Below are 23830 nucleotides of genomic sequence, written 5' to 3'. Positions count from 1 at the left end.
TCGCCTTTCCTTTATATGAACTTTTTGAAGAAAAATACTTGGGTTACACCAAGTATTTCGCCTTGTAAGTAAACAAAACGTCAGCCCCAGAGAAATGGGTGCTTGAACTTTTCTTATATGTATTCCTCGAAGGGAGTGAAAGCATTGTATAGCTTAGATTTCTTAGTACTAGGTGCAGGAAAATTAACGCTTGGAGACGCAGTTTTCCAGTTAATTTGTTTCGGTATTTTATTATACGCTCTTAGAAAAGTTGCTTGGGATAAGCTTGTTGGCATGATGAAGCAACGTGAAGATCATATCTCAAACGAAATCTCCTCAGCAGAACGCAGCAACGAAGAAGCGAAATCGCTTGTTGAACAGCAAAAATCGCTTTTAAAGGAAGCTCGTACGGAAGCACAAACTCTTGTAGAGAGCGCGAAGAAAGTTGCAGAAGATCAAAAAGCAGACATCATCCGTGCTGCGCAAGAAGAATCTGCACGCCTGAAAGAAGCGGCAAGAAAAGAAATCGTACAAGAGAAGGAGCAAGCTGTTGTTGCATTGCGCGAGCAAGTGGCTTCCTTATCTGTATTGATTGCTTCTAAAGTAATCGAAAAAGAACTAAACGAAAAAGATCAGCAAAAGCTTATCGATGACTATGTGAAACAGGTAGGCGAAGTGCGATGAGCAAAAACGGAGTAGCAAAGCGTTATGCCCTCGCTCTTTTCGAACTAGCTAAAGAGCATAATTTATACGAGCAATTTGATGCAGAGCTAGCGGAAGTGAAAAAGGTATTCTTAAATAACACCGAGCTTGAAGTTATTCTAAGCAACCCGAAAATCCGCAAAGACTCCAAAAAGCAAATCGTTCGTGAAGCATTTGCTTCTGCATCACCATTTATCGTGAACACGTTACAGCTTTTAATCGATCGTCATCGTCAAGGAATCGTAATCGATATGATTGACGAGTATAAAACTCTTTCCAACGACGCATTAAATGTAGCAGATGCGAAAGTGTACTCTGTTCGACCTCTTTCTGCGGAAGAACAAGCAACACTGTCTGCTGTGTTTGCAGCGAAGGTTGGTAAAGCTTCTTTAAACATTAGTAATATTGTCGACTCCTCTTTAATCGGCGGTGTGAAGATTCGCATCGGCAACCGTATTTTTGATGGAAGTGTTAGTGGAAAATTAGAGCGTCTTGGACGTCAACTTACAACGAATAGATAGTAGATAGGGGTGAAATTCATGAGCATCAAAGCTGAAGAAATTAGCGCACTGATAAAAAAGCAAATCGAAAATTATCAGTCTGAAATCGAAGTTAGCGATGTTGGTACTGTTATCCAAGTTGGGGATGGTATCGCTCGTGCTCATGGTCTCGACAACGTCATGGCTGGAGAGCTTGTTGAATTTTCTAACGGTGTTATGGGTCTTGCCCAAAACCTTGAGGAAAACAACGTCGGTATCGTAATCTTAGGACCGTATACTGAAATCCGCGAAGGCGATGCAGTTCGTCGTACAGGCCGTATCATGGAGGTTCCGGTAGGTGAAGCACTTATCGGCCGTGTAGTAAACGCATTAGGACAACCAGTTGATGGTTTAGGTCCAATCGAAACAGCAAAAACTCGTCCAATCGAAGCACAAGCTCCTGGAGTTATGGATCGTAAATCTGTTCATGAGCCACTTCAAACAGGTATCAAAGCTATTGACGCACTTGTACCAATCGGACGTGGTCAGCGTGAGTTAATCATCGGTGACCGTCAAACAGGTAAAACATCTGTTGCAATTGACACGATTCTTAACCAAAAAGACCAAGACATGGTATGTATTTACGTAGCGATTGGTCAAAAAGAATCTACAGTACGTGGAGTAGTAGAAACTCTTCGTAAGCACGGTGCACTTGATTACACAATCGTTGTAACAGCATCTGCATCTGCACCAGCTCCAATGCTATTCTTAGCACCTTACACAGGAGTTACAATGGGTGAGGAATTCATGTATGATGGCAAGCACGTATTGGTTATCTATGATGACCTTACAAAGCAAGCTGCAGCATACCGTGAACTTTCCCTACTATTAAAGCGTCCTCCAGGTCGTGAAGCATACCCTGGTGACGTATTCTACCTACACTCTCGTCTACTTGAGCGTGCAGCAAAACTTAGTGATGCAAAAGGCGCAGGATCCCTAACAGCTTTACCGTTCATCGAAACGCAAGCTGGTGACGTATCTGCCTACATCCCAACAAACGTTATTTCCATCACAGATGGACAAATTTTCTTACAATCAGACCTATTCTTCTCCGGTGTACGTCCTGCGATCAACGCTGGTCTTTCCGTATCCCGTGTAGGTGGATCTGCGCAAATCAAAGCGATGAAGAAGGTATCAGGTACATTACGTCTTGACCTAGCTTCTTACCGTGAGCTTGAAGCATTCGCACAGTTCGGTTCTGACCTAGATAAAGCAACACAAGCGAAACTTAACCGTGGAGCTCGTACAGTTGAAGTACTTAAGCAAGGCTTAAACAAGCCACTTAAAGTAGAAAAGCAAGTAGCAATTCTTTATGCCCTAACAAAAGGCTTCATCGACGACGTTCCTGTCCAAGATGTTACTCGTTTCGAAGACGAAATGCTTACTTGGTTAGAGCACAACCGCAAAGAGCTACTTGAAGAAATCCGTACAACAAAAGGCTTACCAAGCGACGAAGCAATGGCTGAAGCGATCAACGCATTCAAAAAGACTTTCGTAGCTACTGAAAAGTAATAGATCGACAAAGTGAGTTATCCCATGAAATGGAGGAAGCCGAACTACCCTTCGATTCCTCCTTTCCATGTGTATAATCGCTCTGATTAGGCTTAAAAAGGTGGTGAAAACCTTTGGCATCATTACGCGACATTAAAACGAGAATTACCTCGACAAAAAAGACAAGTCAAATCACAAAAGCCATGCAAATGGTTTCCGCATCCAAGCTAAACCGCGCGGAACAAAATGCTAAAGCTTTTAATCCTTATATGGATAAAATCCAAGAGGTTGTGGCAAGTATCGCCCTAGGAAGTAACGATGTATCGCATCCAATGCTAGAGAGCCGTCCGGTTAAACGTACAGGCTACATCGTCATCTCCTCAGACCGTGGTCTTGCAGGTGCCTATAACAGTAACATCTTACGTACGGTTCATCAGACAGTGAAAAAACGTCACAAATCTGATGATGAATACGCAGTAATTGCCATCGGTCGAATCGGCCGCGACTATTTCAGAAAGCGTAATGTTCCTGTTTTTTCTGAAATTACTGGTCTTGGCGATCAAGTATCCTTCCAGGACATCAAGGACATTGCAAACCGTGCAGTCAGCATGTACGCGGACGGAACGTTTGATGAGTTATACGTATATTACAACCACTTCGTAAGTGCAATTTCTCAAGAGGTAACAGAAAAGAAGCTGCTTCCTCTAACAGATATCGCACCAACAACAAATAAAATCACTTCCTATGAGTTCGAGCCTTCCCAGGAAGGAATCTTGGAAGTATTGCTACCACAGTACGCGGAAAGTCTTATCTACGGCGCATTACTAGACGCAAAAGCAAGTGAGCACGCTGCCCGTATGACAGCAATGCAAAGTGCAACAGACAACGCAAAAGAGCTTATCCGTTCACTTACACTTTCTTACAACCGTGCACGTCAAGCAGCAATCACACAAGAAATCACCGAGATTACAGCTGGAGCATCCGCACTTGAATAGATTGGAACGTGAAACACAATTCGCAAAAGTAAGTTAGGAGGGAATACGATGAACGGTCGCGTTACTCAAATCATGGGTCCTGTTGTTGACGTAAAATTCGACAATGGACATCTTCCTGAAATCTATAACGCTCTTCATATTAACCATAAAGCACGTAGCGCTAACGAAGTTGATGTTACACTTACGCTTGAAGTTGCTCTTCACTTAGGTGACAACACAGTTCGTACTATCGCTATGGCGTCTACTGACGGTGTCGTTCGTGGCATGGAAGTAGCAGATGCTGGTAAACCAATCTCTGTACCAGTAGGTGACATCACACTTGGTCGTGTATTCAACGTACTAGGAGAAAACATTGACCTTGATGCACCAATCGAAGCAGGCGCTCGTCGTGATCCAATTCACCGACAAGCTCCAACATTCGAACAGCTTTCAACAGACGTTGAAATTCTTGAAACAGGTATCAAAGTAGTAGACTTACTTGCTCCCTACATCAAGGGTGGTAAGATCGGTCTATTCGGTGGTGCCGGTGTAGGTAAAACGGTACTTATCCAAGAGCTTATCAACAACATCGCACAAGAGCACGGTGGTATCTCCGTATTCGCAGGTGTTGGTGAGCGTACTCGTGAAGGAAATGACCTTTACCACGAGATGACAGACTCTGGCGTTATCAAGAAAACTGCCATGGTATTCGGACAAATGAACGAGCCACCTGGAGCACGTATGCGTGTTGCGCTTACTGGACTTACAATGGCTGAATTCTTCCGTGATGACCAAGGTCAGGACGTTCTGTTCTTCATGGACAACATCTTCCGTTTCACACAAGCAGGTTCTGAGGTATCCGCACTTCTAGGTCGTATGCCATCTGCCGTTGGTTACCAACCAACACTTGCTACTGAGATGGGTCAACTTCAAGAGCGTATCACGTCTACATCTGTAGGTTCTGTAACATCGATCCAAGCGATCTATGTACCTGCCGATGACTACACGGATCCAGCTCCTGCAACAACATTCGCTCACTTGGATGCAACAACAAACCTTGAGCGTAAGCTTTCTGAGATGGGTATCTACCCTGCGGTGGATCCACTAGCTTCCACTTCCCGTGCACTTGCACCTGAAGTAGTTGGTGATGATCACTACGCAGTAGCTCGTGAAGTACAGTCTACTTTACAACGCTACAAAGAACTACAAGATATCATTGCTATCTTAGGTATGGATGAGTTAACGGATGAGGACAAGTTAACAGTTCACCGTGCTCGTCGTATCCAGTTCTTCTTATCTCAAAACTTCCACGTTGCCGAGCAGTTCACTGGACAAAAAGGTTCTTACGTTCCTGTTCAAGAAACTGTTAAAGGATTCCGTGAAATCCTTGACGGCAAATACGACCACCTTCCTGAGGATGCATTCCGTCTAGTTGGACGCATCGAAGAAGTAGTCGAAAAAGCGAAGCAAATGGGTGTAGAAGTTTAATTAAAGGGACCTAGGAGGGAATGAAATGAAGACATTAAAAGTCAGCGTAGTTACTCCTGATGGCCCGGTTTACGAATCAGACGTAGATATGGTAGTTGCCAAAGCTCAAAGCGGTGAGCTTGGGGTCCTACCTGGACATATTCCTATGGTTGCTCCACTTCAAATCGGCGCAGTTCGCATGAAAAAAGGCGACAAAACCGACCGCGTGGCAGTAAACGGAGGCTTCCTCGAAGTGCGTCCTGATAAAGTAACGATCCTTGCCCAAACTGCAGAAGCAGCGGACGACATCGATCTTACTCGTGCAGAAGAAGCAAAAAAACGCGCGGAACAACGTCTTCAGTCCAAACAGGACGACATCGACTACCGCCGTGCCGAGTTTGCCCTTCAACGCGCAATCAACCGCATCAACGTAGCCAAAAGAGGGTAACATTACCCTGAATAGATGAAAAACCCCCACTTTTGTGGGGGTTTTTTTTAGGTTTGCGGGCGACGGAGGTGATGGCGTGAAGGGTGGCGGTGTTTAGCGGACGGAGCAATGGGCTGGCGGACGTCGGCGGGGATGGGTTGGAGGCAACCGGAGGGGCGGCGAAATTTGCCGAACACTGTCGACTGGCTGATAAGACACTCATTTTGGCTGATAAATTCTAAAACTGGCTGATAAACCACACATTTCGGCTGATAAAACGGCAAATCGGCTGATAAATCCACATCTCGACGGATACCACACCCCCGCATCCATCCGAGCCCCCTAAAATCAGCCCACCCCCCCCTCCAAAACAAACAAATTAGCACTTTCCCCGCAACCAATCTTCCAAACCGCCCCCATAATTTCACCCCGCCCGCTTTTTTAAGAGCCAATTACCCCTTTTTAATAAACCCCACCAACTAAAATTGCACACACCAACGTTCCTCGCCATTCCTTTCGCCCCCCTAAAAACATCCACCATAATAAGGATATCTCCTGTCGACACAGATATTGGTATTTGATATAATTGTTATCGGTTACAATTTTAAATATTGAGAGCAATCTGAAAATAAAGAGACTTCAGAGGGGGGCGGACATCATTCTACATAACTTATATCAAAATAACTATCTAATTGTAGTGGTGTTTTTGGCGTTAGGGGTATTGCTGCCTGTTGTCGCTCTTGGAATTGGGCGGTTTTTGCGACCGAACAAACCAACAGCTGCCAAGCAGACAACTTATGAAAGTGGAATTGATCCTTTTCATGATTCGCGAGTTCAGTTTAATGTTCGTTATTACATATTTGCTCTATTATTTGTCATTTTCGATGTGGAAACCGTGTTCCTCTATCCATGGGCAGTGGCATACGAGAAGCTTGGTATTTTCGCATTAATTGAGATGTTGATATTCGTAGTATTATTACTTATCGGTCTAATTTACGCATGGAAGAAGAAGGTGTTGAAATGGATCTAAATTTGGAGAGTATCTCACCAGAAGAAATGGAAGAGTTAAAGCAAACAGTCTTCCTCACCACATTGGAGGAACTAAAGGCTTGGGCACGCAGCAATTCCATGTGGCCAATGACGTTTGGTCTTGCTTGCTGTGCAATCGAAATGATGGGTGTGGGCTCCTCACATTACGACCTGGATCGTTTTGGGTCTTTTTTCCGTACCTCCCCACGCCAATCTGACTGTATGATCGTGTCTGGTACCGTTACAAAGAAAATGGCACCAGTCCTAAAGCGTTTGTATGATCAAATGCCTGAGCCGAAATGGGTCATTGCAATGGGATCCTGTGCAACTGCAGGTGGTCCGTACATCAAATCCTATGCCGTTGTAAAGGGAGTGGACCAGATTGTACCTGTAGATGTTTACATACCAGGGTGCCCACCTAACCCAGCGGCTCTTATTTATGGAATCAACAAGCTTCGTGAAAAAATTCGTTACGAGGCGAAGACAGGGAAGCAGGTGATCTAGCAGTGAGCGATGAGAAAAGCCTGGAAGAACAAAAGAAGGAAGCAGCCGCCAAAGCAAAAGCGGCAGCCCTTGCAAAACTAGAAGCAAAAAAGAAGCTAGAGGCCAAAGCCGAGGCTGACAATAAAGAGCAAAACGCAACAGATGATGACGCAAAAGAGCTAGCAAAAAAGAAAGCCGCCGCAGCAGCGAAAGCAAAGGCCGCCGCACTCGCCAAGCAAAAAGCGAAAGAGCAAGGGGCAGTAGAGCAGGAAGCGACAGACACTGATGACGCAAACGAGCTAGCAAAAAAGAAAGCCGCCGCAGCAGCGAAAGCAAAGGCCGCTGCACTCGCCAAGCAAAAAGCGAAAGAGCAAGGTGTAGCAGAGTCAGAAGCGACAGACACTGATGACGCGAAAGAGCTAGCAAAAAAGAAAGCTGCCGCCGCCGCAAAAGCAAAGGCCGCCGCGCTTGCTAAGCAAAAACGTGAAGCAGGAGAAGCCGTGGACGAAACAGCTGGAGACGATGCCAAAGCAAAAGCCGTCGCAGCTGCAAAAGCGAAAGCTGCAGCTGCCGCCAAAGCAAAAGCTGCCGCACTCGCCAAACAGCAGCGAGAAGGCACAGCAGAGGATGCCCCAGCAGGAGACGAAGCGGACGAGAAAGCCAAAGCAATCGCAGCAGCCAAAGCAAAGGCAAAAGCCGCTGCCGCCGCGAAAGCGAAAGCTGCAGCAGCTGCAAAAAGCGCTGGTGGAACCGACGCAGCAGAAGACACGCCTGCTAAACCGTCACCAAATCAACCGTACCTCGATAAGTACGTGAAGGTCATCAACGACAACTTAGGTGAAGGGGTCTTGGAGGATGCCTACATCAACGCATTATCCAAAGATGTCCCAACCCTTGTCGCGAAGCCCGATACTTATTTTAAAATAGCATCCTTCCTACGCTACAATGAACAGCTAACGTTTGAATTTTTATCCGAAATGCACGGAACGGATTTTGAAACACATATGGAGATTTACAATCATCTGTATTCCTATAAAAACAAGCAAACTGTTGCTTTAAAGGTGAAAATAGACCGGGAGAATCCTGTTATTCCTTCTATCCAGCCAGTATGGGAAGGCGCAAACTGGCCGGAGCGGGAAACCTATGACTTGCTTGGAATCCAGTTTACAGGTCACCCAAATTTAACGCGAATCATGATGCCGGATGATTGGGTAGGATATCCGTTGCGTAAAGATTATGAGCCGTACGATGTGGAGGTGTAGCAGATGATTCGTACAGAAGAAATGCTACTGAACGTCGGACCGCAGCATCCGAGTACCCACGGAGTGTTCCGACTGGTTATCAAAATAGACGGAGAAATTATTAAAGAGGCGACACCTGTTATCGGTTATCTGCACCGCGGTACCGAAAAACTGGCGGAAAACCTGCAGTACACACAGATTATCCCATACACCGACCGGATGGATTACCTATCTGCGATGACGAACAACTATGTGCTTTGTCACGCAGTGGAAACGATGATGGGTCTTGAAATCCCAGACAGAGCCGAATACTTACGCGTGTTGGCGATGGAGCTTGGCCGTGTTGCCAGTCACCTTGTTTGGTATGGTACATATTTACTTGATATTGGAGCGGTCAGTCCGTTTCTATATGCGTTCCGTGAGCGCGAGATGATTATCAATCTACTGAATGAGCTTTCTGGTGCTCGCCTGACCTTCAACTACATGCGTGTGGGCGGCGTCAAATGGGATGCCCCAGAAGGCTGGATTGAAAAAGTAAGAGATTTTGTTCCTTATATGAGAGAACAGCTGAAAGGCTACCATGACCTTGTCACTGGAAACGAAATTTTTATGAGTCGTGTGAAAGGAGTTGGCCGTTACACGAAAGAGGATGCATTTGCTTATTCTCTTAGTGGCGCAAACCTTCGATGTACTGGCGTGAAATGGGACCTCAGAAAAGATGAGCCGTACAGCATTTATGATCGTTTTGATTTTGACGTTCCGACCCGTGATGGGGGAGACGCATGGGCAAGATATCATTGCCGCATGGAAGAAATTGAAGAATCACTGAAAATCATCGAGCAAGCAGTGGAGCAGTTTCCACAGGATGGCGAGATTATGGCAAAAGTGCCAAGAATCATTAAAGCGCCAAAAGGGGAGGCGTATGTACGCATCGAATCCCCGCGTGGAGAAATCGGCTGTTATATTGCTAGTGATGGAAAAAAAGAGCCATATCGACTAAAGTTTCGCCGACCATCCTTCTACAACCTTCAGATTCTACCAAAGCTGCTTGAAGGCGAAAACATGGCGAACCTAATCGCAATTTTAGGTGCAATTGATATTGTCCTAGGGGAGGTGGATGGCTAATGATGGAGAGCTTATTGCAATCCTCACCATCCTGGACGAACTTTTTTATATTCTTCGGTCTGGCAACGGCGCTCTTACTCGCTGTCCTTGGCTTCGTAACCTATGGCATCCTGGCCGAGCGTAAAGTTATGGGCTTTATGCAGGGGCGGATAGGGCCAAACCAAGTCGGGGGTTCCTGGGGCTTACTCCAAACCGTAGCCGACGTTCTAAAACTATTAATTAAAGAGGACACGATTCCAAAGCTAGCGGATCGTCCCCTTTATATCATCGCACCAGTCATTGCCTTTACACCAGCATTTATGGTGCTTGCAACTATCCCGTTCACGGACAAATTCCAATTTGCCGACATCGGAGTGGGGTTGCTGTACTACATCGCCATTTCTGGTATCACCACAGTGGGAGTCGTAGCGGCAGGCTGGGCCTCTAACAACAAGTACTCCTTACTTGGAGGGATGCGTGCAGCCGCACAAATGATTTCCTATGAGGTACCACTTGTGATGAGCGTTATCGGTGTTGTGTTACTAGCAGGAAGCTTGAACCTGAACGAAATCGTTGCTGCACAAGCAGAAACATTTTGGTTTATCATCCTGCAGCCAGTTGGCTTTATCATTTTCCTGATCGCCTCTGTCGCAGAGCTCAACCGTACACCGTTTGACCTGCCAGAAGCAGAATCAGAGCTAGTCGCTGGTTACCATGTCGAATACTCCGGCTTCCGCTGGGCCTTCTTCATGCTTGCCGAATACGTCTACTTATTTGCGATGGCATCCTTAACAACCGTTCTATTCCTAGGTGGTTGGCTGCCACCATTTGAGTTCCTAGGCTTTATCCCGGGAGCAGTCTGGTTTGCACTAAAATTCAGCGTGGTCGTATTTGTCCTTATCTGGATACGCGTAACCTTCCCACGTCTGCGTGCCGACCAACTCATGGAATTCGGCTGGAAAGTCCTACTGCCGATTGCACTTGCCAACATCTTTTTCTCAGCAATCATGAAAGAATTATTTTTCAAATAAAGAAGAGATGGTTTTGGTTTATTAAAAATTTCTATCAGTTTCCAGCTGTTAATTGGAGCAAATGGCGGAGACTCCCGCGGGATATAGCGCGTCTCGTGAGACCCCGCAGGGCAAAGCCCGAGGAGGCTCACGGACCGCCACGCAGGAAGCGGAGCCATTTGCGGAAATTAACAGCGTTGTCCATCGGATTTTTTCAAAACAATCATTCCTTACTAAAGGGGTAACGGAAGAAAACAGGGGTGAAGCGAAATGCGCGGTCTTGCAAAAGGTTTGAAATATACCCTACAAAACTTAACCAAGAAAAAAGTAACCTATGACTACCCGAACGAACCGCTGCCACTACCGGACAGGTTCCGTGGCATCCAAAAATTCTACCCGGAAAAATGCATCGTCTGTAACCAATGTGCCAACATCTGTCCAACAGACTGTATTCAGCTTACCGGGAAGAAGCATCCGGATCCCACCAAAAAAGGGAAAATCATTGATACGTACGACATCAACTTTGAAATCTGTATTTTGTGTGACCTCTGTACGGAGGTTTGCCCAACAGAAGCCATCATCATGAGCAATAATTTTGAGCTTGCCGAATACAGCCGTGATCGACTTTTTAAAGACCTGCAGTGGTTGGATGAAAACGATACGAACCTCAGAAAGGAGAATAAAGCATGACGATTTCTGGTGAATTTATTGCGTTTTTAGGCTTAGCAATCGCAGCGATCGCCGGTGGAGTCCTCATGCTTAATCTGACAAAGGTGGTACACATGGTCGTGTCACTTGTGTTCACCTTCATCAGCTTAGCGGGCATTTATGTGATGCTTTCTGCTGAATTCGTAGCGGCTGTTCAAATTCTTATCTATTCTGGTGCGATTACCATCATTATGCTGTTTGGAATCATGCTCACCCGTCACAACGATCACTCCGAAACATCCGGTCTTGGCAGGAAGCTGCTTGTTGGGGCAGGGGTTATCGGGTTTGCCGCTGTCATGTACATGGGGCTTTATAACCTCGACTTCGGGACAGAGCCAGCAGCAGATCTACACGTCGACAACACCGAGCAAATAGGGGTCGCTATTTACGCAAAATATGTGATTCCGTTTGAGTTAACGTCTGTCGTTTTGCTTGTGGCACTTGTGGGAGCCATTATCCTAGCAAAACGTGATGACGAGGACGCTGTAAAAGAGGAGGCGACGAAGGAATGAGTAGTGTTCCATTATCCGCTTACCTTGTTCTAGCACTGATTCTTTTTTGTATTGGCCTATACGGAGCACTTACGAAACGAAACACAGTCATCGTGCTTATCTGTATCGAACTGATGCTGAATGCCGTGAACATAAACCTTGTGGCATTCAGTAAATACGGCATTAACCCAGGCATTACCGGACAAGTATTTTCCTTGTTCACCATTACCGTTGCCGCAGCAGAAGCCGCAGTCGGACTCGCAATCCTGATTGCGCTATACAGAAACCGCAAAACGGTAAATATTGATGAAATGAATGTTTTGAAAAATTAAGAAGGCTGGATAAAAGCCTTTGAAAAAAGCGCTGTTAATAGTCAGAAGTATTCAGCTGTTGATTGGAGCAAAGGCGGAGACTCCCGCGGGAATGAAGCGATTGACTGGAGACCCGCAGGCGCAAAGCCTGAGGAGGCTCTCAACTCGCCCCGCAGGACGCGGAGCCATTTGCGGAAATCAACAGCGTCATGTTGACAGTGTTTAAAAATTAATCACCCGCAACTAGCTTGCACAAAAGCGCAGAGTCAAACTATGCCCTGCGTAAAAGAAGGGGACTTGATACGATGATGGAGAATGCTTGGATCATCCCGCTTTTTCCGCTGATCTCCTTTATCCTATTATTGCTTTTTGGTAAAAGATTAAGAGAGTCGAGTGCACATGTAGGTATCATTCTGGTCGCAGCATCACTCATCTTTTCCATCCTGGCACTATGGGAGCGGTTTTCAGCACCAACTTTTAAAGCCACATTTGACTGGCTCCAAATAGGGGACGTCGTGTTGACGGCGGGATATGAAGTCAATCAATTAAATGCCTTGATGCTTGTCGTAGTATCACTTGTCAGCTTATTAGTACATATTTACACCAAAGGATATATGCACGGCGATGACCGTTTTCATGTATTCTATGCTTATTTAGGCCTATTCACCTTTGCTATGCTGGCCTTAGTGATGTCACCGAATCTTCTGCAGCTCTATATATTCTGGGAGCTTGTCGGAGTCGGGTCGTTCTTGCTCATCGGGTTCTATTTTTACAAACATGAAGCAAAAGCCGCTGCCAAAAAAGCGTTTATCATGACGCGGATTGGGGATGTTGGCTTATTCATCGGGATCATCCTGCTATTCTGGCAGGTTGGTAGCTTTGAATATGACGTCATTTTTGACGCGGTCAACGCTGGCAGTATTTCTGCCGGCATGCTCACCCTCATTGCCATCCTTATTTTTATTGGAGCAATGGGGAAATCCGGTCAATTTCCGCTTCACTCGTGGCTACCGGACGCGATGGAAGGTCCAACGCCTGTTTCCGCACTTATTCACGCCGCAACGATGGTTGCAGCCGGAGTTTACCTAGTCGCAACGTTGTTTCCACTCTACAACGCCAGTGAAACAGCCTTAATGACCGTGGCGATTGTTGGAGCATTCACAGCAATTTTCGCAGCTTCGATTGGCCTTGTTCAAAAGGATATTAAGCGCGTATTAGCCTATTCCACCGTGAGTCAGCTCGGATTCATGATGCTGGCACTTGGCTCTGCAGGCTACGTGGCAGGAGTATTCCACCTGACCACCCACGCATTCTTTAAAGCCCTGCTGTTTCTTGCAGCCGGAAGTGTCATCCATGCCGTTCATACGCAGAATATTGACGAGATGGGCGGGGTTTGGAAAAAAATGCGCACAACGGGCATTCTGTTTCTAATTGGAACACTTGCCATCACAGGTGTGCCGTTGTTTTCTGGCTTTTTCAGTAAGGAAGAAATTCTGATTGCCGCCTGGGTAAACGGAAATCCATTCTTATTTTTCGTCGCACTGATTGCAGCATTCTTCACGGCCTTCTATATGTTCCGCCTGTTCTTCCTTGTTTTCACGGGAGATGCGCGAGGGGATCAGAAAAAGGTGCATGAATCCCCTGCAGTGATGACGATGCCAATGATCGTCCTTGGAGTGCTGGCGGTGGTTGCTGGTTACATGAACACGCCGTGGTTTGGTCATTTTCTTGGCGACTGGCTGACAGAAGGAACGACCCTTTACGGGGAATCTCATATCTCTGGGCCAAAATGGATTATGGCAGCCGCCATACTAGCAACAGTTGCTGGAATTGGCTTTGCCTACCTGATTTACTTCCGTCGTTCCATTTCACGTGACACCTTCAGTGAAGGCGCACCACACTTGTATGGAATTCTGCGCAACAAGTATTTTGTAGATGAATTTTATGGCATGACCGTTGTGTACGGAACGCGCGTCATCAGCCTGTTTCTAAAATACATCGACGAATTCTTGGTACAAGGAACGATGAAGGGTATTGCCGTTCTTTCTCAACAGCTTGGCAAACTTGGTGCGAAAGTGCAGAACGGCCAAACACAAACCTATGGCGCTGTGGCCTTTGTGGGGCTTGCCATTCTTATTATTATTTTCATCTTCACAGGGGGGTACATCGGATGAATATCTTTTTAACTGCTTTAATCTTTGCCCCTCTTTTAGGAATATTCCTTTTACTCTTTATGGAAAAAACAAGTGAGCAAGCGATCAAAACGGTCGGTGTGCTCGCAACACTGCCATCCTTGCTTCTCGCGCTATTCGCGTTTTGGCAATACAAAGCGGGGGAGGGGTTAAGCCAGTTCGCCGTCAAAATCGACTGGATCCAATTTGGAAACCAAGGCTTAACGAAAGAAGTCTATGGAACCGCTGCGTACCAGCCGATTTCCTATGAACTTGGGCTCGACGGATTCTCTCTTGTTATGATTCTCTTAACTGCGGTGCTATCAACGCTTGCAGCGATCGCATCGATTCATGTAAAAAAAGAATGGAAGGGCTATTTCATCCTTTTCTTCCTTTTACAAATTGGGATGCTCGGTGTCTTTGCAGCAGAGAATCTTCTATTATTCTTCTTTTTCTTTGAACTCACCCTCATTCCGATGTTCTTCTTAATCGGAAAATGGGGCTATTTTGAAAAAGAAAATGCCGCCTACCGTTTTTTAATTTACAACGGACTCGGCTCTGCCATTCTATTAATTGTCTTTGTGGTCCTTTTTACAAAAACAGGGACGATGAACATTGCCGACATTACCGCGATGTTTACCGGCGAGAGTGACGCGATGTTCCTTGGCGAAGTAACAGATGATTTGAGGATGGGCTTACTTCTTGGACTGCTTGTTGCCTTTGGCGTGAAGCTGCCAATCGTGCCCCTTCATAGCTGGATGCTCAAGGTGCACGTTCAGGCGCCACCATCGATTGTCATGCTGCATGCTGGGGTTTTGCTGAAAATAGGGGCATTTGGTCTCATTCGATTTGGTGTCGGTATTTTCCCAGAGCAATTTCAGCAGCTAGCTTTCATTCTCGCAATCTTAGGCGTGGTGAATCTCCTATACGGAGCATTCCTAGCGCTCATTCAAACAGATTTCAAAATGGTGCTGGCCTACTCCAGTATCTCGCATATGGGAATTGTCCTCATTGGACTTGCATCCCTTAATGAAGCAGGTGTTCAGGGCGCAATCTTCCAGGTCGTGTCCCACGGCTTCATCGCAGCACTCCTATTCTTCTTGATAGGTGTAATGTACGAACGTACGGGCACAACCGACATCAACAAGCTCGGTGGCCTTGCCAAGGTGATGCCACTTACCGCTGGGTTCTTTCTTGTCGGAGCGATGGCCTCTCTTGGCTTACCGGGAATGTCCGGATTTGTCAGTGAATTCCTTGCCTTTATGGGACTGTTCCGTGAAATGCCGGTCGTTGCCGCAGTCGGAACACTCGGCATCATTTTAACGGCAGCTTATCTGTTGCGCGCTGTACTTGGCATGACATTCGGGCCAACAACAGAACCCTACAGCAGCGGAAACTTAGTAGACCTTCGTCGGGTCGAGTTCATTCCGGTGCTTGCGATGCTGTTCTTCATCGTCCTGATTGGTGTGTACCCAAGCATTCTCGCACAGCCGCTGCAAGACACCATCAACAACATCATACTAGGGATAGGAGGGTGATGAGGAGATGGATTTAGAAACCTTACTCAGCTTTGAATGGAGTGTCATGGCACCAGAATTCATCATCCTTGGTGTTGCCACCCTTCTCACATTACTGGACTTATTTTTACCGAAAAAAATAGACCGGAGACTGCTCGGTTGGCTTGGATTCGCCGGCATTCTCGTGGCCCTTGGCTTTTTGGTGGGCATGTACGATAAAGACCCTCGTGAAGTGATCACGATCCTTTATGAAACCTACCGCCTCGACAGCTTTGCCCTGGCATTTAAAACGTTAATTCTCTTAGGATCTGCCTTCATTATGCTAATGGCCATCAGCTATGAGCCAAAAGAAGGCTTAACAGAATACCGCGGGGAGTTTTTCTACCTGTTGTTAGCAGGGGTGCTAGGTGCCATGATCATGGCATCAAGCGGCGACTTGATCACCTTGTTTGTCGGTTTGGAGCTTCTGTCCTTGTCCTCTTACGTTCTGGCAGGCTTACGCAAAAAGAACCTCCAGTCCAACGAGGCCGCGATGAAATATGTCATTAACGGTGGAATCGCCACAGCTATCACTCTTTTTGGGATGAGCTATGTGTACGGTCTCACGGGCACCACCAACCTAACGGAAATGTACATGCAGCTAGGTCAAATCAATGCTCGCGACATGCAATTTCTACTGGTCATCGCCTTTATGATGATGTTTGTAGGACTTAGCTTTAAGCTTGCTACCGCACCATTCCATATGTGGGCACCGGACGTCTACCAAGGCGCACCAACTCCAGTGACGGCATTTTTGGCGGTAGTATCAAAAACTGCTGGCTTTATCATTGTTTTACGGTTGTTTGTCACGCTGTTCTTTGCAACCAAAGCGGCAGACGGTGCATCTATGCTCTTCTCAATGAAGGAGTTTATCGCTGTCCTAGCGGTTACATCGATGATTATCGGTAACTTCGTCGCTCTACGTCAGCACAACGTCAAGCGGATGCTCGCATACTCAGGAGTCGCGCATGCTGGCTATCTGTTAGTGCCACTTGCGACACTGAACTTCATCTTCATTTTTGAAGCTATGTGGTTCTACCTACTTGCCTATCTATTCATGAACATTGGTGCACTCGCTATCATTCAAGTCTTGTCCGCGCGCGACGATTCGGAAGAAGTGAGCCGTTTTGCCGGCTTGTATCAGCGCTCACCATTGTTGGCGGTGTTGATGTCCTTGTTCCTGCTCTCACTAGCGGGAATCCCGGGGACAGCAGGCTTTATCGGAAAACTGAACATTTTTATCGGTGCGATCTCAGAACCAAACAACGCCTATGTGCTTGCCTCGATTCTGATTTTGACTACCGTTGTTTCCTACTTTTATTATTTTGGTATTATGACTCAAATGTTCTTCCGCCCAGCAGCCTCACAGGAAAAAATCCATGTTCCGGTTGGAATTGGGATTACGATAGTGGCATGTGCAATCGGAACAATCGTGCTTGGTATTTTGCCTGGTCTTGCGATGGATATGTTCGGAAGCCAGTTTGACATTTTAATTGACTTCTTTGAGGTCGATCGGAATCATCAGTAAGTTTTAAGGGGTATATGTTTTTCTCATAGAAAGGAAGGAGTTGGGGAGCTCCTTCCTTTTATATTGTTCCAATACGTATCAAAAAGTTAAAACAATAAATTTTAAGAATAGAAGTTTGTTGTATTATTATAGAAGGAAAATATCTTTTAGTTTTAAAGGAAGGATGAAACACATGATAGATTTCGGCGTGCAAGCACTCGTTAGTATTCTCTCGCACCTCATGTTCATCACAATTACCTGGTGGGCTCTGCAAGGCGTGCAATACGAACAATGGATGAAAAAAAACAGAGTCGTACAAGTTCGACTCCTGCTAATCCTCGTGACAATTGCGATCGGCTCGGCAGTAAGCAACTTCTTCTTAGACTACCTGTTCTTGTCGCAACGATTGCCGATGATGTGGTAGGGGGCGGGGCAATGGAAGGTTGAGAAATCCATATTTAGGCATTTCGCTCTCAAAATTTGATTTTCGCTCGTAAACTATATTTTTCGCTCGTAAATTCCAATTATCGCTCGTAAATTCAGTTTTTCGCTCGTAAATTCCAATTATCGCTCACAAATTCAGTTTTTCGCTCGCAAATTTAAAAAATCGCTCTTAAACAAATTTTTAGCTCTTCCATCGACCATCGCTATCCACGAGTACCCCGCATATGCAGGGTATTTTTTTTGTTCCACACAATCCCCGTATCTAAAATCTTCTCAAAAACCCACTAATTACCCAACCCCTTCTAAAAAAAGCAACAACCCCCGCCAGCTCACACCACATCCCGAAATTTCGTAAGCAATTCCTAAGAATTTTGACGAACCTTTTTATGTATTTCTACAGTCGCAGCTGTCAACAATGGGTAGTAACAAGAACGGGGAGCGTGGGGGAAATGATGAGCAAGATTAAATGGACGGATAGAACTAATAGATTGCTAGGAATTGGATTTATTTTAATTATATGTTTTACGGGGGTAATTCTTGGGAATGAAAAAAGCAGAGCTCAAGATACAAACGAATTCAGTACTGAGATACTTGATATTGTTGAGGTTTTTCAAAAAGAAAAAATAAGTGTGCAAGAGTGGAAACTTTATGGGCGAATAAACGTCTATAAAATTAGGGATTTAGACGCTTTTCAAAAAGAGGTAAATCATTTAAAACAGAAGATGGGCCATCTGAATTGGACCGTGATGGAGGAAGACAACCAATGGAAGGCAGTCGGAACGTTTTATAATGATCTGCTTAAACAAGAGGAAACTCTTCAGCTTATCACCACCCACACAAAGTCGTCCCCAAGCTCGTACTTATTATATGAGGTCACTGGGTATGACTGGGAAGATGCCTCAGCAACAGGAATGATCAAGGATTTTTATTTGAATCTTACCAAAATTTCTCAAGAGGACTTTGAAATATTTAGTTGTGTGATTGGAGAAGTCAATGATAAAATTGAAGATGGTTTGCAAAATACGACAAATATTTTACTAGACTCTTTTTCGGCAGAGAAAGTGGAAGAGATCAGAGAAGATACCTTTGTTTCCGTTTCAGCATATACTGAATTGTGGAATAATGTTCTTCCGGCACAGCATGGAAAAATGAACTTGCAAATTGGATTAAGAACACAAGGAATGGGCGATAAGACTACCGTGATTGTAGGCACGCCAATTATTACTGTTGAATACTAATATATAGAATAAAAGACGCGGAGGGGAACGTTTTGGAAAAAATCATCGTCCGTGGCGGTCAGAGGTTAAAAGGTACTGTTAAGGTAGAAGGTGCCAAGAATGCAGTACTACCTGTCATCGCTGCAACTTTATTAGCTAGCAAAGGCAAATGCGAAATCTTAGATGTACCTGAGCTCTCCGACGTTTATACGATTAACGAGGTTTTGCGTTACATGAATGCCGATGTTGAATTTGAAAATAATCGTATAATTGTCGACGCTACGAGAGAGCTTCACACAGAAGCGCCGTTTGAATATGTAAGGAAAATGCGTGCATCCGTACTAGTGATGGGTTCATTACTAGCTCGTAACGGAAAAGCACAAATTGCATTGCCAGGTGGCTGTGCAATCGGATCTAGACCAATTGACCAGCATCTAAAAGGCTTTGAAGCGATGGGTGCAAAAGTGAAGGTTGGAAATGGTTATATCGATGCCGAAGTAGAAGGTAGATTACAAGGCGCGAAAATATATCTGGACTTCCCAAGTGTGGGAGCGACAGAAAACATCATGATGGCTGCAACGCTTGCTGAAGGGACAACAATCCTAGAAAACGTCGCAAAAGAGCCAGAAATCGTGGACTTGGCGAACTTCTTAAACTCCATGGGAGCTAAGGTTCGCGGAGCAGGTACTGGAACCATTAAAATCGAAGGTGTATCCGAATTACACGGCTGCACACACAACATCATCCCTGACCGCATTGAAGCAGGCACATTCATGGTTGCCGCAGCAATCACAGGTGGAGACGTTATTGTCGAAGGTGCTGTACCAGAACACTCCAGCTCACTTATTGCCAAAATGGAAGAAATGGGCGTTAAGTTTGAAGAAGTAGAAAACGGACTTCGTGTCATTGGTCCAGAAAAACTAAAGCCAATCGACATCAAAACCATGCCACACCCTGGTTTCCCAACTGACATGCAATCACAAATGATGTCACTGCTTCTAGCAGCAGAAGGAACCAGCATGATCACAGAAACAGTATTTGAAAACCGCTTCATGCACGTGGAAGAATTCCGTCGTATGAATGGCGACATCAAGATCGAGGGACGCTCCGTTGTCATCAATGGACCATCCAAGCTGCAAGGTGCCGAAGTAGCAGCAACCGATCTACGTGCAGCCGCAGCGCTAACACTTGCTGGCCTAGTTGCAGACGGATACACACGCGTGACGGAACTAAAACACTTAGACCGTGGCTATGTGAACTTCCACAACAAACTAGCAGCACTTGGCGCAGACATCGAACGCGTAAGCTCCATGGAACAAGAGCAAACCGTCATCATCGAGCAAATGAAAGAAGCATAAACTTGCTACTGATCTAATTCATATATTCTACAAAAAAAGGCAAACTCCTTTTCGGGGTTTGTTTTTTTGTCTCTTTTCTAAAAATTTGTCGCAATTCGAAAGTGAAAGTCGATAATTAGACTATTCACAGCTTATTAAAATTGGGATCTCGAGCAAAGGAGTGAGGTTGCTCAGCCTATTTTGAGGTCATGCTTGAAATTTAGGTTCGTGCAGAAGGATTGCTCGACGCATCATGGGTTCATGTTTGTAATTTTAGGTCGAGCAGAAGGGTTGCTCGACGCATCATGAGTTCCTGTTTGCAATTTTAGGTCGAGCAGAGGGGTTGCTCGACCTATCTTGGGTTCATGTTTGTAATTTTAGGTCAAGCAGAAGAGTTGCTCGACCTATTTTGGGTTCATGTTTGTAATTTTAGGTCAAGCAGAAGGGTTGCTCGACCTATTTTGAGTTCATGTTTGAAATTTTAGGTCGAGCAGAAGGAATGCTCGACGCATCATGGGTTCATGTTTGTAATTTTAGGTCGAGCAGATGGATTGCTCGACGCATCATGAGTTCATGTTTGCAATTTTAGGTCAAGCAGAAGGGTTGCTCGACGCATCATGAGTTCGTGTTTGTAATTTTAGGTCGAGCAGAAGGAATGCTCGACGCATCATGAGTTCATGTTTGCAATTTTAGGTCAAGCAGAAGGGTTGCTCGACGCACTTTGCGGAAAACACCAGCGTATTTTAAACATAAAAGGTTTTCCTATTTATAGTCATAATACCTTGTCCACTCCCATAAGAATGAAATGTACAGGAAAACAAACAACCTACACTTTATTGTTATCGGAGGCTCGGCGCTATGAGGAACTTGAAACCAATCATCGTACTATCTTCTCTTCTATTTGTCATGGTATTAATGGTACCAACACTGCTCGTTATTCCATTCGCCGAAAAGGAAGGCGGAGAGCTCACAGAGGAACTCCAACCAAAAGAAATCAAAACCAGCACAGAACCAATTGAATCACCCATTGATGTAGCGGTCTACCGCAACAAGCAGGAAATGATTGAGAACATCCCGCTAGAAGACTACATCGTTGGCGTGGTGGCATCTGAAATGCCAGCAGACTTTGAACTCGAAGCCCTAAAGGCACAAGCCCTTGCAGCGAGAACCTACATCTTAAGGCAGCTTATGGCAGAAGAAAAGCTCGGCACCCCATCAGGAGCGGACGTAACAGACTCCGAGCAGCACCAGGTCTATAAGAGCCCAGAAGAACTCAAAGCAATTTGGGAGCCAAAGGACTACGATTGGAAAATGGCAAGAATAAAGCAGGCGGTCGCCGAAACAGCAGGCACTGTTCTTACCTATAATAATGTACCGATTGATGCGAGTTATTTTTCCACCAGCAACGGCTACACGGAAAACTCAGAAGAATACTGGCCAAATGAAATCCCATACTTGCGCAGTGTCGAAAGCCCGTGGGACGTTAACTCGGAAAAATACTTAAGCCAAACAACCCTGACTGTTCAGGAGTTTCAAAATAAATTAGGCGTAACGCTGACAGGTGAAGGTGCTGTAGGCAAAATCATCTCCCGCACCACCGGAAACCGTGTGGATAAGGTCGACATCAACGGCAAGGAGCTCACAGGACGCGAAGTGCGTGACACCCTCAAGCTTCGGTCGAGCGACTTCACCTGGGAGCGAAAAGGCGACAACATCGTCATCACCACCAAAGGCTTTGGCCATGGTGTCGGCATGAGCCAATACGGCGCCAACGGAATGGCCCTAGAAGGCAAAACCTACAACCAGATCCTCTCCCACTATTACAAAGATGTTCAAATTGCAAACGCCGATCAATTTCTAAATACGATAACGGCGAGACAATAATAGAAGAAAAATCCCTGGACATTCGCGTTCAGGGACTTTTTGTCTGCCAAAAATGCAACTTAGCTATTGATTGGAGCAAATGGGCGGATTCTCCCGCTGGAATAAAGCGACAAGGTGTAGTCACCCGCAAGGCGAAAGCTTGAGGAGATTCCCCGCCGCCCCGAAGGACGCGAAGAAATTTTTTTAAACAACATGCATAAAACTAACCCTAATGAAGGAAAATAACAATTTCAAAAAATTTTTTAGTAGATATGTATATTATTCTCCCAATCTGTTCAGAATGATTGCTGAGGTGATGATACAATGAGAGAGGAAGAAAAGAAACGGACTTCTCAACAATCAAATTGGCAGCGCTTAATGAAAAAGCGTTGGGTTTTCCCAGCAATCTATCTAGGTTGTGCAGCAATCATTTTGACAGCGGTTTTAGTATTACAGTCAGGTAACGAAGCAGATTTGAATCCTGGAAATAACACAGAAGGACAAGGTCAAACGACTTCACACGGAAATGAAGAATCTGTGGAAGTGAACAGCCCGGTTGAAAACTTTGTAATGCCGGTAACAGATCCGAATTCTTCTGTAATCGTGAAACACTTCTGGGATGAGAACGCATCTGAAGAAGAGCAGCTTAATGCCTACATCGTTTACAATGGCACATACCAGCCAAACACTGGTCTAGACATTGGAATGAAGAATGGCGAAACATTTGAAGTAGTTGCAGCCCTTAGTGGAACAGTCACTCATGTCGAAAAGGATCCTTTACTTGGAAATGTCGTTGAAATCGAGCACTTTGATGGCGTGAAAACAGTCTACCAATCCTTAGCAGATGTAAAAGTGAAGAAAAACGACTTCTTAGAGCAAGGTGATATCATCGGAAACGCAGGAACGAACGAACTGGACAAAGAAAATGTTCGTGTTCACTTCGAAATCCGCAAAGATTCCGTTGCTGTCAACCCACTTAGCTACTTTGACAAACCAGTAACTTCTCTAATCGAAGAATCTGGACAAGCTTCTGAAGACAATGGCGCGCCAGCCGGTGAAGAAGAAAAAACACCAGCAGAAGGCGAAGACAAACCTGAAGATGGCGAAGACAAAGATGGCGAGGGTTCTGAAGAAGAACAAGAAGACTCCGTCAGCTACCTAACATAACATAGCATTCACGAAAGTCTTGTTCCACATAAACGTCTCTATTGACCAAAACGCAGCAACCTCTGATGAGGAGGCTGCGTTTTTTGTGGTACAGAGGGACGGTACGGAGGGACAGGTCCCTTGTCCCAGGGAGCGGAGGGATGGTTTTCGGGGTTCATTCGCAGGTGAATGAACCCATAAAAAAGAAGAATTCTAATGTGGTTCGGCGCATGAGAGAAGAAGCTTGCCATGGCTTTTCGGAGCTGGGGGGCTGTTTTTTTGTGGTTTTACTAAAAGAAGCAAATTTGGGTTTTTTTGGGGTGTGGTAGGTTGGGTATGGAAGGGAGGGGTTTGGCCAGGAGAACCGTCGATCCCGTTCAATTTGGTTCTGAATTGTGTTGTGTCGCAATAATCTGGAAAAGTGTCACAATAACTCTAAAAAGTGTCACAATAACCTGGAAAAGTGTTACAATAACTTCAAAAAGTGTTGCAATCATTCCTCTGCTGGTCCAAATCCCCTCGAAAATCAGGTGTTTTTTCCAAAAAACGGATACCAGAACAGGTAAATCCCTCTACCTTTTTCATTTTTCACCCCAAGTCTACTAAAAAGGCGCACTCAGAGTCACTTTTTCT

At 45.4% G+C, this 23830-nt stretch carries 22 protein-coding genes; all 22 read left to right on the top strand.

What is annotated here, in order from left to right; genetic code table 11:
- The first annotated feature begins 117 nt into the window (after positions 1-117).
- Complete coding sequence (gene atpF / locus FIU87_RS19420) at positions 118-663, top strand: F0F1 ATP synthase subunit B (protein WP_152446666.1); 546 nt, start codon at positions 118-120, stop codon at positions 661-663.
- Positions 660-1202, top strand: coding sequence for a F0F1 ATP synthase subunit delta (locus FIU87_RS19415; RefSeq protein WP_152446108.1), 543 nt, complete (start codon positions 660-662; stop codon positions 1200-1202). The genes atpF and FIU87_RS19415 overlap by 4 nt, the downstream gene beginning before the upstream one ends.
- 18 nt (positions 1203-1220) lie before the next feature.
- Positions 1221-2732, top strand: a complete 1512-nt coding sequence (gene atpA / locus FIU87_RS19410) for a F0F1 ATP synthase subunit alpha (protein WP_152446107.1) — start codon at positions 1221-1223, stop codon at positions 2730-2732.
- A 113-nt stretch (positions 2733-2845) separates the two neighbouring features.
- Positions 2846-3706, top strand: a complete 861-nt coding sequence (locus FIU87_RS19405) for a F0F1 ATP synthase subunit gamma (RefSeq protein WP_152446106.1) — start codon at positions 2846-2848, stop codon at positions 3704-3706.
- 48 nt (positions 3707-3754) lie between these two features.
- Entirely contained in the window at positions 3755-5173 is a 1419-nt protein-coding gene (atpD, locus tag FIU87_RS19400) for a F0F1 ATP synthase subunit beta (RefSeq protein ID WP_152446105.1), read from the top strand.
- A 25-nt stretch (positions 5174-5198) separates the two neighbouring features.
- Positions 5199-5600: a F0F1 ATP synthase subunit epsilon gene (locus FIU87_RS19395; RefSeq protein ID WP_152446104.1), complete on the top strand. Its 402-nt coding sequence runs from the start codon at positions 5199-5201 to the stop codon at positions 5598-5600.
- Between the two features lie 634 nt (positions 5601-6234).
- Entirely contained in the window at positions 6235-6609 is a 375-nt protein-coding gene (locus FIU87_RS19390; protein WP_152446665.1) for an NADH-quinone oxidoreductase subunit A, read from the top strand.
- Positions 6600-7112: a NuoB/complex I 20 kDa subunit family protein gene (locus FIU87_RS19385; RefSeq protein ID WP_010200368.1), complete on the top strand. Its 513-nt coding sequence runs from the start codon at positions 6600-6602 to the stop codon at positions 7110-7112. The genes FIU87_RS19390 and FIU87_RS19385 overlap by 10 nt, the downstream gene beginning before the upstream one ends.
- A gap of 2 nt (positions 7113-7114) precedes the next feature.
- The gene (locus FIU87_RS19380; RefSeq protein WP_152446103.1) at positions 7115-8353 is read left to right on the top strand and encodes an NADH-quinone oxidoreductase subunit C; all 1239 of its coding nucleotides are present in this window, start codon (positions 7115-7117) and stop codon (positions 8351-8353) included.
- A 3-nt stretch (positions 8354-8356) separates the two neighbouring features.
- Positions 8357-9457: an NADH-quinone oxidoreductase subunit D gene (locus tag FIU87_RS19375; RefSeq protein ID WP_152446102.1), complete on the top strand. Its 1101-nt coding sequence runs from the start codon at positions 8357-8359 to the stop codon at positions 9455-9457.
- Positions 9457-10467, top strand: a complete 1011-nt coding sequence (gene nuoH, locus FIU87_RS19370) for an NADH-quinone oxidoreductase subunit NuoH (RefSeq protein ID WP_152446101.1) — start codon at positions 9457-9459, stop codon at positions 10465-10467. Before FIU87_RS19375 ends, nuoH begins: the two co-directional genes overlap by 1 nt.
- Before the next feature lie 249 nt (positions 10468-10716).
- Positions 10717-11136, top strand: a complete 420-nt coding sequence (gene nuoI, locus FIU87_RS19365; RefSeq protein ID WP_152446100.1) for an NADH-quinone oxidoreductase subunit NuoI — start codon at positions 10717-10719, stop codon at positions 11134-11136.
- Positions 11133-11666: an NADH-quinone oxidoreductase subunit J gene (locus FIU87_RS19360; protein ID WP_152446099.1), complete on the top strand. Its 534-nt coding sequence runs from the start codon at positions 11133-11135 to the stop codon at positions 11664-11666. The genes nuoI and FIU87_RS19360 overlap by 4 nt, the downstream gene beginning before the upstream one ends.
- Positions 11663-11977 (top strand): NADH-quinone oxidoreductase subunit NuoK, encoded by a 315-nt coding sequence (nuoK, locus tag FIU87_RS19355; RefSeq protein WP_152446098.1) that lies wholly within the window; start codon positions 11663-11665, stop codon positions 11975-11977. Before FIU87_RS19360 ends, nuoK begins: the two co-directional genes overlap by 4 nt.
- Before the next feature lie 284 nt (positions 11978-12261).
- Positions 12262-14130, top strand: a complete 1869-nt coding sequence (gene nuoL / locus FIU87_RS19350; protein WP_152446097.1) for an NADH-quinone oxidoreductase subunit L — start codon at positions 12262-12264, stop codon at positions 14128-14130.
- Complete coding sequence (locus FIU87_RS19345) at positions 14127-15665, top strand: NADH-quinone oxidoreductase subunit M (RefSeq protein WP_152446096.1); 1539 nt, start codon at positions 14127-14129, stop codon at positions 15663-15665. The genes nuoL and FIU87_RS19345 overlap by 4 nt, the downstream gene beginning before the upstream one ends.
- 7 nt (positions 15666-15672) lie before the next feature.
- Positions 15673-17211, top strand: coding sequence for an NADH-quinone oxidoreductase subunit NuoN (nuoN, locus tag FIU87_RS19340; RefSeq protein ID WP_152446095.1), 1539 nt, complete (start codon positions 15673-15675; stop codon positions 17209-17211).
- 163 nt (positions 17212-17374) lie between these two features.
- Positions 17375-17614: a DUF1146 family protein gene (locus FIU87_RS19335; protein ID WP_152446094.1), complete on the top strand. Its 240-nt coding sequence runs from the start codon at positions 17375-17377 to the stop codon at positions 17612-17614.
- A gap of 469 nt (positions 17615-18083) precedes the next feature.
- Positions 18084-18872: a YwmB family TATA-box binding protein gene (locus FIU87_RS19330; protein WP_172971127.1), complete on the top strand. Its 789-nt coding sequence runs from the start codon at positions 18084-18086 to the stop codon at positions 18870-18872.
- Positions 18873-18904: 32 nt separating this feature from the next.
- Positions 18905-20209 carry a UDP-N-acetylglucosamine 1-carboxyvinyltransferase gene (gene murA, locus FIU87_RS19325; RefSeq protein WP_152446092.1) on the top strand — a complete coding sequence of 435 codons (1305 nt, stop codon included), beginning with the start codon at positions 18905-18907 and terminating at the stop codon, positions 20207-20209.
- An 837-nt stretch (positions 20210-21046) separates the two neighbouring features.
- Positions 21047-22072, top strand: coding sequence for a stage II sporulation protein D (gene spoIID, locus FIU87_RS19320; protein ID WP_152446091.1), 1026 nt, complete (start codon positions 21047-21049; stop codon positions 22070-22072).
- A 303-nt stretch (positions 22073-22375) separates the two neighbouring features.
- On the top strand, positions 22376-23218 hold the full coding sequence (locus FIU87_RS19315) for a stage II sporulation protein SpoIIQ (protein WP_152446090.1): 843 nt from the start codon (positions 22376-22378) through the stop codon (positions 23216-23218).
- The last annotated feature ends 612 nt before the right edge of the window (positions 23219-23830 follow it).

The sequence above is a fragment of the Bacillus sp. THAF10 genome (assembly GCF_009363695.1).
In the GTDB taxonomy this organism is placed as follows: domain Bacteria; phylum Bacillota; class Bacilli; order Bacillales; family Bacillaceae_I; genus Sutcliffiella_A.
The sequence above is the reverse complement of the archived record's forward strand: the minus strand, read 5'-3'. Positions and strand labels throughout refer to the sequence as shown.

Excerpts from the sequence above, each read along its gene's own strand:
- atpF (WP_152446666.1), top strand. The coding sequence starts at position 118 with ATGTATTCCTCGAAGGGAGTGAAAGCATTGTATAGCTTAGATTTCTTA.
- FIU87_RS19415 (WP_152446108.1), top strand. The coding sequence starts at position 660 with ATGAGCAAAAACGGAGTAGCAAAGCGTTATGCCCTCGCTCTTTTCGAA.
- atpA (WP_152446107.1), top strand. The coding sequence starts at position 1,221 with ATGAGCATCAAAGCTGAAGAAATTAGCGCACTGATAAAAAAGCAAATC.
- atpD (WP_152446105.1), top strand. The coding sequence starts at position 3,755 with ATGAACGGTCGCGTTACTCAAATCATGGGTCCTGTTGTTGACGTAAAA.
- FIU87_RS19395 (WP_152446104.1), top strand. The coding sequence starts at position 5,199 with ATGAAGACATTAAAAGTCAGCGTAGTTACTCCTGATGGCCCGGTTTAC.
- FIU87_RS19385 (WP_010200368.1), top strand. The coding sequence starts at position 6,600 with ATGGATCTAAATTTGGAGAGTATCTCACCAGAAGAAATGGAAGAGTTA.
- FIU87_RS19375 (WP_152446102.1), top strand. The coding sequence starts at position 8,357 with ATGATTCGTACAGAAGAAATGCTACTGAACGTCGGACCGCAGCATCCG.
- nuoH (WP_152446101.1), top strand. The coding sequence starts at position 9,457 with ATGATGGAGAGCTTATTGCAATCCTCACCATCCTGGACGAACTTTTTT.
- nuoI (WP_152446100.1), top strand. The coding sequence starts at position 10,717 with ATGCGCGGTCTTGCAAAAGGTTTGAAATATACCCTACAAAACTTAACC.
- FIU87_RS19360 (WP_152446099.1), top strand. The coding sequence starts at position 11,133 with ATGACGATTTCTGGTGAATTTATTGCGTTTTTAGGCTTAGCAATCGCA.
- nuoK (WP_152446098.1), top strand. The coding sequence starts at position 11,663 with ATGAGTAGTGTTCCATTATCCGCTTACCTTGTTCTAGCACTGATTCTT.
- nuoL (WP_152446097.1), top strand. The coding sequence starts at position 12,262 with ATGATGGAGAATGCTTGGATCATCCCGCTTTTTCCGCTGATCTCCTTT.
- FIU87_RS19345 (WP_152446096.1), top strand. The coding sequence starts at position 14,127 with ATGAATATCTTTTTAACTGCTTTAATCTTTGCCCCTCTTTTAGGAATA.
- nuoN (WP_152446095.1), top strand. The coding sequence starts at position 15,673 with ATGGATTTAGAAACCTTACTCAGCTTTGAATGGAGTGTCATGGCACCA.
- FIU87_RS19335 (WP_152446094.1), top strand. The coding sequence starts at position 17,375 with ATGAAACACATGATAGATTTCGGCGTGCAAGCACTCGTTAGTATTCTC.
- FIU87_RS19330 (WP_172971127.1), top strand. The coding sequence starts at position 18,084 with ATGATGAGCAAGATTAAATGGACGGATAGAACTAATAGATTGCTAGGA.
- spoIID (WP_152446091.1), top strand. The coding sequence starts at position 21,047 with ATGAGGAACTTGAAACCAATCATCGTACTATCTTCTCTTCTATTTGTC.
- FIU87_RS19315 (WP_152446090.1), top strand. The coding sequence starts at position 22,376 with ATGAGAGAGGAAGAAAAGAAACGGACTTCTCAACAATCAAATTGGCAG.